The 16,116-nt window shown below is 40.1% G+C and carries 15 protein-coding genes; 12 read left to right on the top strand and 3 right to left on the bottom strand.

The window, feature by feature from the left end:
• The first annotated feature begins 88 nt into the window (after positions 1-88).
• The 4 genes from recX (at position 89) to QN079_RS06690 (ending at position 3,776) form a co-directional block, all read left to right on the top strand.
• A complete protein-coding gene (gene recX / locus QN079_RS06675) occupies positions 89-883 on the top strand; it encodes a recombination regulator RecX (protein WP_289230559.1) in 795 nt (264 codons plus the stop codon).
• On the top strand, positions 876-2,027 hold the full coding sequence (gene mutY, locus QN079_RS06680) for an A/G-specific adenine glycosylase (RefSeq protein WP_289230560.1): 1,152 nt from the start codon (positions 876-878) through the stop codon (positions 2,025-2,027). Before recX ends, mutY begins: the two co-directional genes overlap by 8 nt.
• 93 nt (positions 2,028-2,120) lie before the next feature.
• The gene (gene ntdP, locus QN079_RS06685; protein ID WP_005225863.1) at positions 2,121-2,654 is read left to right on the top strand and encodes a nucleoside tri-diphosphate phosphatase; all 534 of its coding nucleotides are present in this window, start codon (positions 2,121-2,123) and stop codon (positions 2,652-2,654) included.
• Between the two features lie 159 nt (positions 2,655-2,813).
• Positions 2,814-3,776, top strand: coding sequence for an N-acetylmuramoyl-L-alanine amidase (locus QN079_RS06690; RefSeq protein WP_289230561.1), 963 nt, complete (start codon positions 2,814-2,816; stop codon positions 3,774-3,776).
• A gap of 67 nt (positions 3,777-3,843) precedes the next feature.
• On the opposite strand, the gene QN079_RS06695 is transcribed toward QN079_RS06690, so the two are convergent.
• A complete protein-coding gene (locus QN079_RS06695) occupies positions 3,844-4,278 on the bottom strand; it encodes a GNAT family N-acetyltransferase (RefSeq protein ID WP_016610225.1) in 435 nt (144 codons plus the stop codon).
• A 143-nt stretch (positions 4,279-4,421) separates the two neighbouring features.
• Between QN079_RS06695 and QN079_RS06700 the strand changes: the two genes are divergently transcribed.
• The 8 genes from QN079_RS06700 to QN079_RS06735 all read left to right on the top strand — a co-directional run bounded on the left by QN079_RS06700 (position 4,422) and on the right by QN079_RS06735 (position 13,633).
• Entirely contained in the window at positions 4,422-5,537 is a 1,116-nt protein-coding gene (locus tag QN079_RS06700; protein WP_289230562.1) for an AI-2E family transporter, read from the top strand.
• Between the two features lie 112 nt (positions 5,538-5,649).
• Complete coding sequence (locus tag QN079_RS06705) at positions 5,650-7,026, top strand: hemolysin family protein (protein WP_005225867.1); 1,377 nt, start codon at positions 5,650-5,652, stop codon at positions 7,024-7,026.
• 239 nt (positions 7,027-7,265) lie between these two features.
• Complete coding sequence (gene lplA / locus QN079_RS06710; RefSeq protein ID WP_289230563.1) at positions 7,266-8,282, top strand: lipoate--protein ligase; 1,017 nt, start codon at positions 7,266-7,268, stop codon at positions 8,280-8,282.
• Positions 8,283-8,293: 11 nt separating this feature from the next.
• Positions 8,294-9,019, top strand: a complete 726-nt coding sequence (locus tag QN079_RS06715; protein WP_289230564.1) for an ATP-binding cassette domain-containing protein — start codon at positions 8,294-8,296, stop codon at positions 9,017-9,019.
• Positions 9,006-9,674, top strand: a complete 669-nt coding sequence (gene emtB, locus QN079_RS06720; RefSeq protein WP_010748069.1) for a metal ABC transporter permease EmtB — start codon at positions 9,006-9,008, stop codon at positions 9,672-9,674. The genes QN079_RS06715 and emtB overlap by 14 nt, the downstream gene beginning before the upstream one ends.
• Positions 9,675-9,679: 5 nt before the next feature.
• Positions 9,680-10,495 (top strand): MetQ/NlpA family ABC transporter substrate-binding protein, encoded by an 816-nt coding sequence (locus QN079_RS06725; RefSeq protein WP_142968365.1) that lies wholly within the window; start codon positions 9,680-9,682, stop codon positions 10,493-10,495.
• Positions 10,496-10,686: 191 nt separating this feature from the next.
• Complete coding sequence (locus tag QN079_RS06730) at positions 10,687-12,267, top strand: peptide chain release factor 3 (RefSeq protein WP_289230565.1); 1,581 nt, start codon at positions 10,687-10,689, stop codon at positions 12,265-12,267.
• A gap of 751 nt (positions 12,268-13,018) precedes the next feature.
• Positions 13,019-13,633 (top strand): hypothetical protein, encoded by a 615-nt coding sequence (locus QN079_RS06735; RefSeq protein ID WP_289230566.1) that lies wholly within the window; start codon positions 13,019-13,021, stop codon positions 13,631-13,633.
• A 184-nt stretch (positions 13,634-13,817) separates the two neighbouring features.
• On the opposite strand, the gene QN079_RS06740 is transcribed toward QN079_RS06735, so the two are convergent.
• Entirely contained in the window at positions 13,818-14,876 is a 1,059-nt protein-coding gene (locus QN079_RS06740; RefSeq protein ID WP_289230567.1) for a WxL protein peptidoglycan domain-containing protein, read from the bottom strand.
• A gap of 19 nt (positions 14,877-14,895) precedes the next feature.
• A complete protein-coding gene (locus tag QN079_RS06745; protein ID WP_289230568.1) occupies positions 14,896-15,381 on the bottom strand; it encodes a hypothetical protein in 486 nt (161 codons plus the stop codon).
• Between the last annotated feature and the right edge of the window lie 735 nt (positions 15,382-16,116).

The raw sequence follows: 16,116 nt of genomic DNA on the forward strand, positions 1-16,116 counted from the left end.
TTCATTTTACCACATTTTTTCAGCTTGATTAGAAGGAATTTCATCGTAGTTGTGGTAAAATAGAATGTACGTTCGCGAGGTGAAGAAGATGAATACAATTATTCGTATCAATAAAGGAAAAGGACCATTTTATGAAGTGGCGACATCAGAAGGTGAAACGCTGCGGGTCTCAGAAGACCTTTTGGTCCGTTTTCGGCTATTAAAAGGCAAGGAACTGAGTGAAGAAAAATTAAAAGAAATCAAAAAAAGTGCGGGGTTTGATTTAGGATTGCAGCAAGCCATGAACTATATCAGCTATCAGCTGCGTTCTGAAATGGAAGTCCGTACCTATTTGAAAGACAAAGAAATCGAAAAACAAGACCGAGACTTAGTCGTTGAACGTCTGAAAGAGCTGAATTTGATCGATGACAAAAACTACGGAGAGAGCTACATTCGCACCCAAGTCCGCATGAGTGATAAAGGACCCGTGGTCATCAGTCAGCAATTGAGAAAAAAAGGATTAAAAGATTCCGTGATTCAGGAAGTATTGCCTTTGTATACCGAGGAAATGCAGTTTGAAGCCGGGTATCATACGGCTGAAAAAGCGATGCGTCGCTTTCACAACAAAAGCCATAAAGAAATGATCCAAAAGATAAAAATGCATTTGATGCAAAAAGGTTTTCATCAAGGAGTCATTCAGATGATTTTGGATGAATTACCGATGGAAAAAGATGAGGACCAAGAAAATGAAGCGCTCCAAAGAGAAGGGGCACGACTTATGCGGCGGCATCAGCGGTTACCGTTGATGAAACGAAAAATGAAAATCAAGCAAGGCCTTTATCAAAAAGGGTTTGCCATCGATGATATACAACGATTCTTAGATGAGGAAGTAATGGATGAGTAAGCAGTGGGAAACTTGGGATGAAGAAAAAATCAAGACGTTCCAAGAAACATTTTTAACTTGGTATCATAAAGAAAAACGCAATCTCCCTTGGCGGGCGACCAACGATCCGTATGCAATCTGGATATCAGAGATCATGCTTCAACAAACACGAGTGGAGACAGTTATTGGCTATTTCTATCGTTTTATGGAACAATTCCCGACGATCCAAGACTTGGCGGCAGCCGAAGAACAAAAGCTTTTAAAGGTTTGGGAAGGTTTAGGTTATTACTCTCGTGCTCGTAATCTTAAGGCTGCCGCCCAGCAAATCGTTGCCGAATTCGACGGAGAAATGCCCCAATCAATTGAAGAGATTCGCTCATTAAAAGGAATTGGTCCCTACACAGCTGGAGCCATTGGCAGTATAGCTTTTGGCTTGCCAGAACCGGCAATCGATGGAAATGTGATGCGGGTCGTCAGTCGGTTATTTTGTATCGAAGCAGATATTGCGAAAGCCAGCAGCCGAAGACCATTCGACGAGGCGATGAGAACAATCATTTCCCCCGATGAACCTGGTGAGTTTAATCAAGCCTTGATGGATCTTGGCTCACGAATCTGTACACCCACCACACCGAAATGTGAAGAGTGTCCCATCAGTCAGTATTGTCTTGCTTATGCGCAGAATCGACAAACAGACTTTCCAGTGAAATCGAAAAAAGCAAAGCCAAAAGATGTCTATTACATCGCAGGCGCCATCGAAGATCAAGGCTCGTTTTTACTCGTGCAGCGACCTGAAACAGGCTTATTGGCTTCTATGTGGCATTTTCCTTTGGTAGAAGTGACGAAAGAACAGTACGAGGCTCTGCAGCGAACATGGGCAAAAGAGGAGCAGCTACAGTTGGATTTGATTGCCGAAGATGATGCGCTCGAGATTTTTCCTGATCTGCCTGTCGTTTGGCAAAAACGACATTTTGGCGAGATCACTCATATCTTTAGTCATTTGAAATGGCACGTCCTTTTATTTTACGGCAGAAAACGGGGAGAGCTCACGTTACAAGACAGCGAATGGGCAGCAAAAGATTCCTTTCAAAACTATGTTTTCCCAAAACCCCAGCAGAAATTGGTGGATCAATTAAAGAAATATCAGAAACTCGATAAAGATTTCTAGGCAAAGCTTTCTTTTATTGCTATAATATTAACGATGTCGGTGTAATGAACACCCAAACAAAACGCAAGTTTTCTTGCTGAGGGAAGGGTTGCTATGCGAGTTCCAAAAGAAGGAGAGTTTGTCAGCATTCAAAGCTACAAACATGACGGCAATTTGCATCGAACGTGGCGGGATACGATGGTCTTAAAGACCAGTGAATTCTCAGTGATAGGGGTCAACGATCATACATTAGTGACCGAATCAGATGGAAGACGCTGGGTTACCCGTGAACCAGCAATTGTATATTTTCATAAAAAATACTGGTTTAATGTTATTGCAATGATTCGAGAAAAGGGGGTTTCCTATTATTGTAATCTTGCTTCACCGTATTTACTTGATGAAGAGGCATTGAAATATATCGATTATGACCTTGATATCAAAGTATTTCCTGATGGCGAGAAACGTTTACTAGATGTGGATGAGTATGAATTGCACAGTAAGATTATGCAATATCCGCAAGACATTGATTTTATCTTGAAAGAAAATGTCAAAATTTTAGTAGATTGGATCAATAATGGCAAAGGACCCTTTTCGCAAGGGTATGTGGACATTTGGTATGATCGCTACAAGCAGTTGTCTCAAAAATAGTGAAATGGGTCGGATCGCTCATTTTTCCCGAGAAACTTCAACCATTTCGGTTGAAGTTTTTTTGTGCTGTGAGAGGGTTGCTTCTAGCAGTTGCCTTTAAGTTCTGTTTAAGCTGCTAGTCCCATGATAGAAAGACCAAGAAAAAAGTGGGGGAAGCAAATGAAGAAAAAAGGGAAGCTTGTTATCGGTACTACCATGATTCTACTTTTTGCGGCAGGTTTTGCTGTGTTGAGAAATGATCATTTTGTTCAAGAAGAGACCCAAGAAAGCACGGCTCAAACCGAGTCGGACGCTCAAGCAAAAGAGGTCGCACAAACGGCAAGCATGGTCCAAATTTACGTGGATCCCTCAGAATACGATGCAGCGATTGAAAGTGAGAACGATTATGTATCGATTTATCAGACAACAAGTCAAGAAACCGTCATCGGGAAGATCCACCGTGGAAGTTGGGCAACCGTACTTAGTCAAACAGAAGAGATGGTTGAAATCCAAACAGACGATGGAATAACGGGTTACATTGAAAAGCATTCTGCATCCATCCAAGAAGTTCCACTTTCGGAGACTTCAAAAAAATTGTCAGACTTTAAAGTCGTTCTTGATGCGGGGCACGGCGGCGAAGATTCTGGGGCACTGTCAACGGATCAAACGATCATGGAAAAAGATTTGACGTTAGCCACCGTCCAAACCATCGGCGAAGTACTGACCCAAGCGGGAATTCAAGTCAGTTATACACGCACCGAAGATCGCTATTTAGCGCTGTCTGAAATTACTGCAGCTTCACTCTCGCAGGAACCAGATCTATTTATCAGCATTCATTTCGACAATTCAGAGCTACCAAACAGCAATCAAGGACTGACAACTTACTATTACTATACTGGGGCAAAAGAGATGGCAGAAACGATCACTTCCAGTTTGAGTAGTTCAGTGGCATTGAGTTCCAACGGCACTCGTTTTGGTAACTATTATGTTTTACGAGAGCAATATATTCCAGCAGTTTTGTTGGAGTTAGGCTATTTGAACAGTGACACTGATCTGGCAATGATTACAAGTGAAGGCTATGATCAAAGGGTGGCGCAAGCGTTGCTGACAGCGATTGAAGAGATCGTTGAATTAGAGGAATAAAAAGTAGCGACCCCAAAACAGAGGAAGGATCTGTTTTGGGGTCGCTACTTTAAGTAATCACTGCTCGTTAAAAGGTTTTGCTCATTTTGATATGGGGCATATCCGCGTCTAAAAAGACATCGCCTTCAGGCTGATAGCCTAACTTCAAGTAAAATTCTTTGGCAGTTAACTGTGCCCCTAACGTGACTTTTTTGATTCCTTGTTTTTGAATGAAAGCTTCCGCTCCCTCGATCAACTGCCTGCCGTAGCCTGAACCTCGATGAGCAGCTGGCACCGCCATTCGCTGTAATTTCACCTCATGATCAGAGATCGGTAAAAAACGTAAGGTTGCGACTGCTTCATTGTCATCGTCATATAAGACGAAATGAACAGCCAATGCCTCATTTTCATCTACTTCTAATGCTAATGGAACCCCTTGCTCTTTTACAAACACTTGATTTCGTATTTTCAATGACGCCAAATAGATCTCACTTAGCGTATCTTTTGTTTGTGCGATATGCATAAAAAAACTCACCTCAGCTATGATTTCTCCGTTATTTTTATTAGTATACCACTTTTTTTACAAATTTCTTTTTTTTGCGGCTAAAGTCGCAAGCTTTTTTTTACAAAATCAACTATAATGTTATAAAAAAGGGAGGGAATCTTTTGTTCGACAAATTCAAACAATCAAAACTGTTCTTTTGGTCATTGGAAGCATTGGTTTTAGTGACACTCGTGTTTGTGTTAAGTAAAGTCAATTTTCTATTTGCACCGATCGGCACGTTTTTTTCTACTTTATTTGCACCAGTATTGATTGCTGGCTTTCTGTATTATCTGCTAAATCCAATCGTCCTATTTTTGATGAAAACGGCAAAAATAAAACGACTGTTTGCTGTCATATTGGTTCTATTGTTATTAGTAGCAGCAATCATCTTGATTTTCGTCAGCGTTATTCCTAATCTGGTGAGTCAGATTACTTCATTGGCGGAAAATATTCCAACATTTGCCAAAAATATGGAAAGCTGGATCTCAAGAATCGCAGATGATCCATTTTTCAAACAAATCGATATCGCGCAGCAGTTAGAAAACCTAAATCTTTCTTATGGTTCTTTGCTGCAGCAGTTTCTTAGTGGGTTATCCACTAGCTTAGGATCGATCGTCAGTACGATTGCTTCCGCGACGATGATCATCGTTACAGTCCCATTCATCCTTTTCTACATGTTGAAAGATGGAGAAAAGCTAGTTCCTAATCTGAAAACAGTCTTTCCAGAAAGAAGACGAGAGCAAATTGTTGGATTGCTAGGTGACTTAAACAAGACATTATCCAATTACATCAGTGGGCAAGCGATCGAATGTATTTTTGTCGCTACCTTCACGTTTATTGGGTACTGGATGATCGGCGTGAACTATGCTTTTCTTTTTGGGGTGATCGCAGGGGTCACAAACTTGATTCCTTATTTAGGTCCGTATCTTGGCTTGATTCCAGCAGTCTTAGTGACGGTGTTTGATGAACCGTTCCGCGCATTGCTGTGCTGTGTCGTGGTACTAGTCGTCCAACAATTAGATGGAAATGTTATCTACCCGAATGTGATCGGAAAATCATTAGCGATCCATCCATTAACGATCATCTTGGTTTTATTGGTCGCTGGAAATCTGGCAGGTTTGCTGGGAATTTTCTTAGGAGTACCGTTTTACGCAATTTGTCGGACGATCGTGGTCTTTATTGTTCGTCTGATCAAAGATGACAAAATCAAGAAAAATCAAGAACGGTTGATCGAGTAATCAATGATTGGTGTTTTTTATTGCAAAGAAAAAAACTTTGTGATAGGATTTTATCGTGGGCTAAGCCCACGATTTTTTTTAGAATATGAAAAAATAAGGAGAGAATGCTATTATGAATGCTGACCCCGAGAGTCAGTCGCTTCTAGCGCAAATTTTATTATTGATCGTTTTGACATTGATCAACGCTTTTCTAGCGGCCTCTGAGATCGCAGTCGTCTCAGTCAACAAAAACCGTGTGGAGCAAAAAGCGGAAGAAGGAAATGTCAAATCACAAAAATTATTGAAAATCATTGATAATCCAACAAATTTCTTGTCAACGATCCAAGTTGGGATTACCTTGGTGAATATCTTATCTGGGGCATCTCTGGCAGATACCTTGTCGACCCGTCTGGCACCTTTATTAGGTGGAGGAACGGCGGCTAAAAGTTTAGCGAACATTATCGTTTTAGCGATCTTGACCTATGTGTCGATCGTTTTCGGTGAGTTGTATCCAAAACGTATCGCCATGAACAAATCAGAAGAAGTTGCTCAGTTCACTTCTGGCGTGATTCGAACGATCGGGATTATTGCAAAACCCTTCGTCTGGTTCTTATCTGCTTCAACAAGCTTATTGGCGCGGATCACTCCAATGGAATTTGACGATGAAGACACAAAGATGACCCGTGATGAAATGCGGTATATGTTGGAAACAGAAGGGGTCTTCGAAGAAGATGAATTAGAGATGCTGCAAGGGATCTTTTCATTAGATACGAAAGTCGCCCGTGAAGTCATGGTTCCTCGAACCTCTGCCTTTATGGTGGATATCAATGACTCAGTAGAAGAAATTTTGACTGAAATTTTAGCAGAAAATTATTCTCGTATTCCTGTATATAATGAAGATAAAGACAAAGTCGTTGGGATTTTGCATACCAAAAACCTTTTGAAATGTGCCTACAAATACGGCTTTGAAACAATGGACATCAAGCAGATCTTGCAAGAACCATTGTTTGTTCCAGAAACAGTCTTTATCGATGATTTGCTTTATGAATTAAAGAAAACCCAAAATCAAATGGCGATCTTGCTTGATGAATACGGCGGAGTCGTTGGGTTAGTTACGTTAGAAGACTTGCTTGAAGAAATCGTCGGTGAGATCGATGATGAATCCGATGAAGTCGAAGAGCTTTATGAAAAAATCTCTGATAAAGAATACGTGATCCAAGGTCGGATGCTGATCGATGATTTCAATGAAGCTTTCAATATGAGCTTGCATATGAGCGACGTCGATACGATGGCAGGCTACTTGATCACTGCTTTAGGAATGATTCCAGATGAAGGAGAAAAACTTTCCTTTGAAGTGGATAACGTGAAATTGATTTCTGAAGAAATGGAAGGATCACGTGTCTTGAAGATCCGTGTAATCTTCCATGATCCAGAAGAAGGCGAAGTGGAACCAGAAGAAGAACGCCGCTATTTCCGCAAAGATTTTGAGGAAGATGAACCTCGCCGTTAATGTTCCGCATGAATGAAATGAGAAAGACCAAGGCAACTGCTTTGGTCTTTTTTGTTCCTTTTTTTTACTTATTCCCCTTGATTTGTTTGTAAGAAACGGTTACGATAAATCTAATCAATAATACAGTTTAAAAACAGATAAAAAAACACGTGTATCTTATCGTTAAGCAGTTTGATTGCAATTTTCCGTAAGAAAAGCGAGAATATCCATAGAAATCTAATAAGAACGAGGGGCTTGAAATGAAATTTTACCGTATGCTTAGTGATGATATCCGTTACAATTTGGCAACTGAAGAGTATTTAATGAATAACGTAGATGTTTCAGAACCTTGTCTTCTGTTATACATACAAAAACCATGTGTTATAATCGGCAGAAATCAAAATGCGTATCAAGAGATTGATTTTGACTATTTAAGGAGTCGCAATATCGTGTTGACTCGCAGGACATCTGGCGGTGGAGCAGTTTATGACGATCTAGGCAACATGAGCTTTAGTTTTGTCACCAAAAAAGATGCCACGAGTTTTGGTGACTACCAAAGTGCAACACAACCGATCATGAAAGGCTTAGCGGCAATGGGAGCCAAGGAGGTAGAAGTACATGGCCGCAATGATCTGTTCATTGATGGGAAAAAGTTTTCTGGCAATGCGATGTATACAAAAAAAGGTCGAACGTATTCTCATGGCACATTGATGTATGATGTGGATCTAGAAGAATTAACAAAAGTCCTACACGTTGCCCAAGAAAAAATTGCCTCTAAAGCAACGAAATCCGTACGGAAAAGTGTGACGAATATTAAACCGTATTTGGCAGAACAATATCAATCAATGGATACCAAGGCATTTCGAGACACACTCCTTTGCCGAATCTATGAAGTAGAATCGATTGATGAAATCAGTGAGCAAGAGATCGTCTTGACGGATGCGGATCGCCAAGCAATCCAAACGTTGTTTGAAGAACGTTACGCGAACAATGAGTGGATTTTTAATGAAGCGCCTGCTTTTGAATGGCAAAAAAGAAAGCGGTTTGCGCAGGTTGGAATCGTTGAAGTCGATTTTACTGTCAACAAAGGCAAGATTGCAGCGATTCAAATTACCGGTGATTTTTTTGGACAAAAAGAGATCAGTGAACTTGAAGCGATGCTGCAAGGTATTGATTTTGAACAAAACACCATCAGCCGCTTGCTAAAGGATATTGCCATCGAGCAATTTATCCATCAGATGACTAACGCTGAATTTCTTGCGTTGCTGTTTGATTAGGAGGAAAAAAGATGCTAGAAGCCATCAACATCACAAAGCGTTACGATCGAAGCGTCCTAGATGGTCTCTCTTTTGCTGTTCAGCCGGAGGAAATTGTTGGGGTCGTCGGCAAAAGCGGCTCGGGGAAATCAACGTTGCTTCGGCTTTTGAACTTAATTGAGACACCTGACAGTGGGGAGCTTCTCTTTGACGGGAAACGAATCGATCCCTTAAACAAAAAGCAACTGCTACATGCGCAGCAGGAAATCGGCATGATTTTTCAAAATTACAATCTGTTACACAATCGAACCGTTTTTGAAAATGTCTATTTGCCCTTGAAGTTAATGGGGAAATCATCGGAGAAGGTGTTGGAGATGCTTTCATTTGTTGGGATGGAAGACAAAGTCGACATTTATCCAGCCAAGTTGAGCGGTGGGGAGAAACAACGAGTAGCTATCGCACGGGCGTTGATCCGTGAGCCGAAAATCTTGCTGTGTGACGAACCCACTAGTGCGCTGGATGAAGATACGAAAGCCGATGTACTTGCTTTACTGCAAAAAGTTCAACAGACGTTTCAGCCAGCAGTCATTTTCGTTAGTCATGAGCTAACCGCAGTTAGACAAATTTGTCAACGCGTGTTTGTATTGGAAGATGCCGTCTTTGCGGCGGAATTTGTCAATCATCCGCAGCCAATTGTCCGCAAAGAAAGCTCTTATGTGTACAAAGTGGAGAGGAGTTTGCTGCATGACGATCAGTGAGAGTATTTTGTATTATTTGCCTGAATTACTTCAGTCTTTGAAAGAAACAGCGATCATGATGGGGATTTCGATGCTCGCAGCCATTGTCTTAGGACTACCGCTAGGTGTCTGGCTCTTTCTTAGCCGCAGTCGTGGGAAAAAAATCTCATTTCTTTATGAGGGTTTGAATCTCGTTGTGACGATCATCCGCTCGTTTCCGTTTCTATTATTTGTCGTAGCGTTGATCCCGCTGACGCGAATGCTTTTAGGCAGCTCATTTGGACCGATTCCCGCCAGTTTCCCTTTGAGTATCGTTGCTATGAGTATTTTTGCTCGCTTGACAGAGCAAGTACTGCTGGATGTCCCAGAAGAAGTTTCTTATTTGGCGAAATCCCTTGGCGTCAGTCAATGGCAATACGTTTGGTCGTTTTTACTGGTGGAAGCTAGAAGCGGCTTGATTTTATCTTTAACGACGACAGCAGTCAGCATGGTTTCTTATTCAACAGTGATGGGGATCGTCGGCGGTGGTGGTATCGGCGATTTTGCGATCCGCTATGGTTATCAACGCTATGAATATGGCGTCATGTATTTTGCAATTATCATCATGATTCTTTTGGTCTTTATCCTGCAAGGGATTGGCAATCAAGCAGCAAGAAAACTTGATAAACGAAAATAGGAGGAATGAAAGTGAAAAAAGGATTTGTTTTAGGATTGAGTGTATTGGCATTAGGTGTATTGGGGGCTTGCGGTACGGGTTCGGATGAGGCGAGCGAAGAGAAAATCATCAAGGTCGCTTCGCAAACGACGCCAATGACCGATGTCGTAAAAGTTGCAGCGGAAGCAGTGGAAGATGGCTGGGAAATCCAGTTGGTCCAAGTCAATGACAATATCCAGTACAATGAGCTGCTGAATAATGACGAGGTCGATGCCAACTTTGCGCAACATGAACCATATATGCAAATGTATAATGAAGAAAAAGATGCAAACCTAGTGGCATTAGATAAAATCTACAATGCAAAAGTCGGTTTTTATTCCAAAGAGTATACGGATATCAATGATATTCCAGAAGGAACGAAAGTCGCATTGCCGAATGATGTGTCCAATGAAGGTCGAGCGTTAGCGATTTTAGCAGAAGAAGGATTGATCACCCTTAAAGATGGCGTTGGTGTTAATGGAACACTTAAAGACGTTACCGAAAATCCCAAAAACTTTGAATGGTTATCTGTTGATTTACTGAATCTTGCGGAAGCCTATGATGAACCGAATGTATCCTTGGTATACAACTACCCAACCTATATCGCGAAAATCGGTTTGAAACCAGCCGATGCCCTTTTCTTAGAAAAAACGATCGATGATCGCTTTGCTATCTCATTGGTTGCTCGAGAAGACAATCAAGATTCTGAAAAAATCGCCGTTTTGCGCCGTGCCATGACTAGCGATAAAGTTCGCGAATTTTTAGAAAACGACCATAGCGATACCTTATTGCCAGCATTTTAATTTCTTTCCATCAAATGGAAAGAACGCCCTTTGCCTAACTCTGTAAAAGAGAATAGTCAAAGGGATTTCTTGTCTTTTTTTGCTTTTTTATCACCCTTATCCATGATATACTGATTTGGTCAGAAAACTAGCGACAGTCTAAAATGGACACTGTTCGCATTGTAAATACAAGAAATGGAGCAATAAAATCAATGGATAATCCAAAATTAAAACAACAAGTAGATAGTCGCCGTACCTTTGCGATTATTTCCCACCCGGATGCGGGGAAAACAACCATTACAGAACAATTATTATTATTCGGTGGCGCGATTCGCCAAGCTGGTACAGTCAAAGGGAAAAAGACTGGGAATTTCGCAAAGTCCGACTGGATGGAAATTGAAAAACAACGGGGGATCTCCGTTACCAGTTCTGTTATGCAGTTTGATTACCAAGGCAAACGGGTCAATATTTTAGATACCCCTGGGCATGAGGACTTTTCTGAAGATACCTACCGTACCTTGATGGCGGTGGATAGTGCGGTCATGGTGATCGATAGCGCAAAAGGGATCGAAGCGCAAACGAAAAAACTCTTCCAGGTCGTTAAAAAACGCGGTATTCCGATTTTTACATTTATCAATAAACTCGACCGTGATGGCCGCGAACCATTAGAATTATTAGAAGAACTAGAAGATCTTTTAGAGATCGAATCATTTCCAATGAATTGGCCGATCGGCATGGGGAAAGGCTTAGAAGGACTGTATGATATCCATAACCAACGGGTCGAATTTTATCGTCCAGACAATCACGGTGGGGAACGTTTAGTTGCCCTAGATGAAAATGGTCAATTTCCTGCAGATCATCCATTTGCCGAAGATGGGCTGTTCCAACAAATTTTAGAAGAAGTGGAATTGTTGCAAGAAGCTGGCGATGCCTTTGATACAGAAAAAATCGCACGAGGCGATCAAACACCCGTGTTCTTTGGTTCCGCCCTTACGAATTTCGGCGTGCAGACCTTTTTGGAAACCTTCTTGTCCTTTGCACCAGCGCCTTACGGTCACAAAACTTTAGCTGGTGATGAAGTCAGTCCTTATGAACCAGAAATGTCTGGGTTTGTGTTCAAGATCCAAGCAAATATGAACCCTGCCCATCGTGACCGGATCGCCTTTGTCCGTATTTGTTCAGGAACCTTTGAACGAGGCATGGACGTGACGCTTGAGCGTACTGGCAAAAAAATGAAACTCAGCAATGTGACACAATTTATGGCAGACACCCGAGAAAATATTGAAGAAGCAGTCGCTGGGGATATTATCGGGGTTTATGATACGGGAAATTATCAAATCGGCGATACGATCTATGAAGGAAAACTAAAAGTTGCTTACGAAGAGCTGCCATCATTTACTCCGGAACTCTTTATGAAAGTCACTGCAAAAAATGTGATGAAACAAAAATCTTTCCACAAAGGAATCTATCAGTTGGTCCAAGAAGGAGCCATCCAGTTGTACAAGACGTATCTTAGTGATGAGTATATCATTGGTGCTGTCGGGCAGCTGCAATTTGAAGTTTTCCAATACCGCATGATGAATGAGTACAATGCCGAAGTCATTATGACCCCAATGGGCCACAAGATTGCCCGTTGGATCGATCCGAAAGACTTGGATGAGCGTATGAGCTCCAGTCGTAACATTTTAGCGAAAGACCGTTTCGACCAGCCATTGTTCTTGTTTGAGAACCAATTTGCGATGCGCTGGTTCGCAGATAAGTACCCAGACGTCGAATTGAAGAGTTTGATGTAAGAGTCGTTTCCCGCGAGACTGTCTAGGTATGCACAACTTTGTACGTAAGGCTGATCTTTTTTAATTGAACGATCGTAGAAAGTCTTTTCTTATCCAAATGGATAAGAAGGGGCTTTTTTTTTGCTGAAAACGTGCTTTTGATACAGAAGGAAGGTTGCGTGATTGGGGGGAAATCGTCCAATGATCAGACAATTATCCTAATTTATAACCATTCTTTTAAAAGAAGATAAAATGAGTTGGAAAAAGAGCGTAGTATTAAAGGTGACCACAAGGAAATGCATTTGAAATGAAAAGAAAAATGTCATAGGTACATTTGATGATTCAGGAAATTTTCACTTGTTTGAAAGTAGAGGGAAAGCAGAGAATAGATTGCCAGTGATAGAGGTCATTTAATCATTTGATCGAGGGACATGTTCTTTTTGTCAGATGCTACTAGTGAAGACTAAACTTTCTTTATCTGAACATGAATCGGTGATAGCCCTTGAAACTTCATTTGAAGCACTTCTAACAGATGGCTTAAGTTTTCAGTTGGTGTACCATGGCTTCGGGACGCCAAAATGAATTAGTCTTATTGCTAGTCTACAGTTATCTATCTATCGATTTTGCTAAAGCAAATGATTATATATTAAATAAAAGTGATTTCTGAAAGCAGAAAGGGGACCAGATAGTGCTAAAAAGCTTGTTATTCATATTTTCGGCGATATTTTTCTTTCCAACAATAGAGGCTGCAGCTGATGAGGTTTCCGAAACTTTGATTTTTGATTTGAACACGATTGACTTTAAGGACGAACACTATTATTTGTTGAAAACCACACAAGATCTTCAGCTGACCGTCGATAGCAACGGCAGTGAAGGTGCTTTTGGCGTAACGATCACGGCTGTCGGAGAAGCATTTTCAGCAGAATTAAACAGCGTGAACGGTTCGGAAGAGAAGATCATTCAGATTGAGGATACTGATGAAGCATCAATGATTCTTAATGTAGCTGCAACATTGAACATAAAGGAATATCTTGATTCTAACTCTGAGTACTACCTATTAGTCACTTTTACAGCAATTGATGATTCAGAGACCTTTACGAAAGATATAAAAATGAATCAGACGGATGAGGAAAAAGAGGAGATTCCAGACGAAAACTTGACAGATGAAGACCAAGACGATGAAAAGCAAGAAGACAATGGCATCGAGGAGGAATCCGAGCGCCCAGAGGAAGAAGACTCATTAGAGAATGATTCATTCAGCCAAGAAGAATCACTTGAGGATATCAATGATGATACTATCCTTGAGGATCGTTTAGAGGAGGAACGCCAGTACGAGATAGCGACAATTTTTGCAGGAGAAGTGATTTTTGATAAAAGATATATTTAAAACTAGTGTAGGAAAAACCGCTTAGCTGAATAGGAGCGGTTTTTTGCTGCATATCTTTTTCTAATACTAGGTGATAAGTGCTTTTGCTGGAACAAGTTTGTGACTAATTGGTGGTACTAAAAAAAGGAGCTTTGAAGCGACCTCCAAAAGTTAGTCCTAAAAGCTAACTTTTGGGGTCACAACACTAGCCCTCTCTTTTTCTTTTTGATTTAAAAATATAGATGACTGCAGCTGCCAACGCTGCAACGAGAACAAAGATGATCCAGATAAGGATTTGATTATTTGTCTGAACATCGGCAGTGTTCGTTGGACGGTTCTCTTTTTTGAAGTTATCCAAGTCTTCTTTCTCATAAGAAAAAGTAGTCGTGATCGCTTTTCTAGTTGTTTCTATAGTTAAACGGTATTCTCCTTCAATAAGTTCACTATCGTCTATTAAAGGGATCTGCATTCTTGATTTGGTTAACGGCGTTAAAAGAACGGAATCTGCTAACTCTCCAGAGGCAATTGTTTCTCCATTGGGGTTTATTAGTTCGTAGAGCGCATTGTTTAAGTTGCCTAAAATAGGATTATAGTTAAGTGCATAAAATTGTAGGTTTGCCATGTCCTGAAGAGCAACGAAGGAGAAGTCTTCATAAACGACGTCTTTGATCTCTTCCACTTCACTAAAAAGTAAGTTGATAAAAATGATAGACTCGTAGGCAGACGCAATACTAATAGAATCTTCAGCTGTTTGAACACCTAATATTTGCTTAAAATTAATTCCACCCATTACAGTACCTTCAAGCTCTATGTCGTCTGGAACATTTATGGTAATGCTGACACCAACAGATTCATTAGGGGCAATTTCTATTTGATTCTCTTCGTCTATAGCATCTGAAAGGATAGTAACATAATTTGAAAAGTCGTATTTATCATCGAGAAGGTTCTCTGTATTCGAGGTGTACAAAATAGAGGATTCTCTTGAAATAGCAGTTGAAGCAAAGGGAGTGACCGCTATTGATGAATCACCAGCTCCAATGTTTTCCAGTTTAATTTCAAATGTATACTTTTTATCAACATCAGAAGGAAGAGTAAGAGTATTTCTTGATGTTTCATGTTCAGTATCACTAAGTGATAGTTTTAAAGTATTCGTCGTCTCATTCGCTGTTGCAATACTTATATTTATATTTGCGATTATTGTCAATATGAGGAAGAACACAGAAACTCTTAGAAAAGAGTCTCTGTGTTTTGATATTTTATCCATATGCTATCCTTTTTAAGAATTAAAGTTGTTGACCATTGCTTGAGTCAGTAGTATCTGATGCAGTTACTGTGATAGTTGGCGCACCTTCATCTAGCAAAGCAGTTTGACGATTGAATGTGAAAGTTGTATTTACGCTGGTAGCTACTGGTTGGGAAATAGCTTCTGCTTCAACGGCAACAACATCATTTTCGGTGATTACGATACCTTCAGAATCAGAAGAAACTGTAATTGTAACTCTATTAACTGAACGAGTTAAGTTTGTTATTGTTCCACCAACGTTTTCAATAGTTCCTGTCATTGTTCCGTTGGCAAATAATGCTGGACTTATTTCGAACGTTCCGTTTAAATTCATATCGTTAAATGCAAAACTAGATGTTCCTTCTGTTATAGTAACAGCAAATGGAACAGAGGGAACATCTGGCATAGCAACATCTGCTGACGCAGTGATTCCTCCTACTAGTAGTAAAGATGTTGCCAATGTAGTACCCAAAATAACTTTTTTCATAATAAAACCTCACTTTAATTTTTGCAGATGATTTACTGCTTAAATAAAGTATACAATGATGGTGTATTATGTTATTATCCGTTTTTTCGCTATTTTTAATGAAAAAGTAGAAAGTATTTTATTAATCTGATTTTTTTATACAATAATTTAATTAAATATTCTAGTGGTCAAATGATGCTGATTATCAAGACGACCTATCTTTCTGTCTACGAATTATCAATTCGGTAATAATCGCTATGAAAGTAAATTTGTTGCAGGGTTATATTTTGGCTTTTATTTTAAGTCAAAGTCTTCTCAGAGTTGAAAGAATTGTCGTTCCAACTAGGATTGGACCTAAAAAGAAATATAATATTATTCGTAGTCTCTGAGAATTTTTTTTGGGTCAGTAGTATCAGTAAAAGTAGTTCTGAAAATTCATGTCTGATATTTCTTCAGTGAACACCTGCAATTCAATAGAAACCAACTTTCTATCATTTTTAAGAACCTATTTTGGCAGTAGCTTTACGCGTATGAACAGTTGCGTAGGGTGGGGATTGAAAAGTATGATTCTATTTATGCGTTCCTATTGGATAGGTATATCAAAGTTACTTATGAAAAAATATCAATTAACGTTTTCATTCAATTAGTAATCTGCGCCTACAATTCTTCTAGCTTCACGCGACAGAGACATCAAGGGGTACTCCTGTGTTAATAAACGTTCATGTTTGTTTCATTATAAAGATATCTCAAAAAACT

This window comes from Enterococcus sp. FZMF, from assembly GCF_030263915.1.
GTDB lineage: Bacteria > Bacillota > Bacilli > Lactobacillales > Enterococcaceae > Enterococcus_D > Enterococcus_D casseliflavus.

Coding starts and splice junctions, on each gene's coding strand:
- recX (WP_289230559.1), top strand. CDS start 89: ATGAATACAATTATTCGTATCAATAAAGGAAAAGGACCATTTTATGAA.
- QN079_RS06740 (WP_289230567.1), bottom strand. CDS start 14,876: ATGGATAAAATATCAAAACACAGAGACTCTTTTCTAAGAGTTTCTGTG.
- QN079_RS06730 (WP_289230565.1), top strand. CDS start 10,687: ATGGATAATCCAAAATTAAAACAACAAGTAGATAGTCGCCGTACCTTT.
- emtB (WP_010748069.1), top strand. CDS start 9,006: ATGACGATCAGTGAGAGTATTTTGTATTATTTGCCTGAATTACTTCAG.
- lplA (WP_289230563.1), top strand. CDS start 7,266: ATGAAATTTTACCGTATGCTTAGTGATGATATCCGTTACAATTTGGCA.
- mutY (WP_289230560.1), top strand. CDS start 876: ATGAGTAAGCAGTGGGAAACTTGGGATGAAGAAAAAATCAAGACGTTC.
- QN079_RS06725 (WP_142968365.1), top strand. CDS start 9,680: ATGAAAGTGAAAAAAGGATTTGTTTTAGGATTGAGTGTATTGGCATTA.
- QN079_RS06715 (WP_289230564.1), top strand. CDS start 8,294: ATGCTAGAAGCCATCAACATCACAAAGCGTTACGATCGAAGCGTCCTA.
- QN079_RS06695 (WP_016610225.1), bottom strand. CDS start 4,278: ATGCATATCGCACAAACAAAAGATACGCTAAGTGAGATCTATTTGGCG.
- QN079_RS06690 (WP_289230561.1), top strand. CDS start 2,814: ATGAAGAAAAAAGGGAAGCTTGTTATCGGTACTACCATGATTCTACTT.
- QN079_RS06745 (WP_289230568.1), bottom strand. CDS start 15,381: ATGAAAAAAGTTATTTTGGGTACTACATTGGCAACATCTTTACTACTA.
- QN079_RS06705 (WP_005225867.1), top strand. CDS start 5,650: ATGAATGCTGACCCCGAGAGTCAGTCGCTTCTAGCGCAAATTTTATTA.
- ntdP (WP_005225863.1), top strand. CDS start 2,121: ATGCGAGTTCCAAAAGAAGGAGAGTTTGTCAGCATTCAAAGCTACAAA.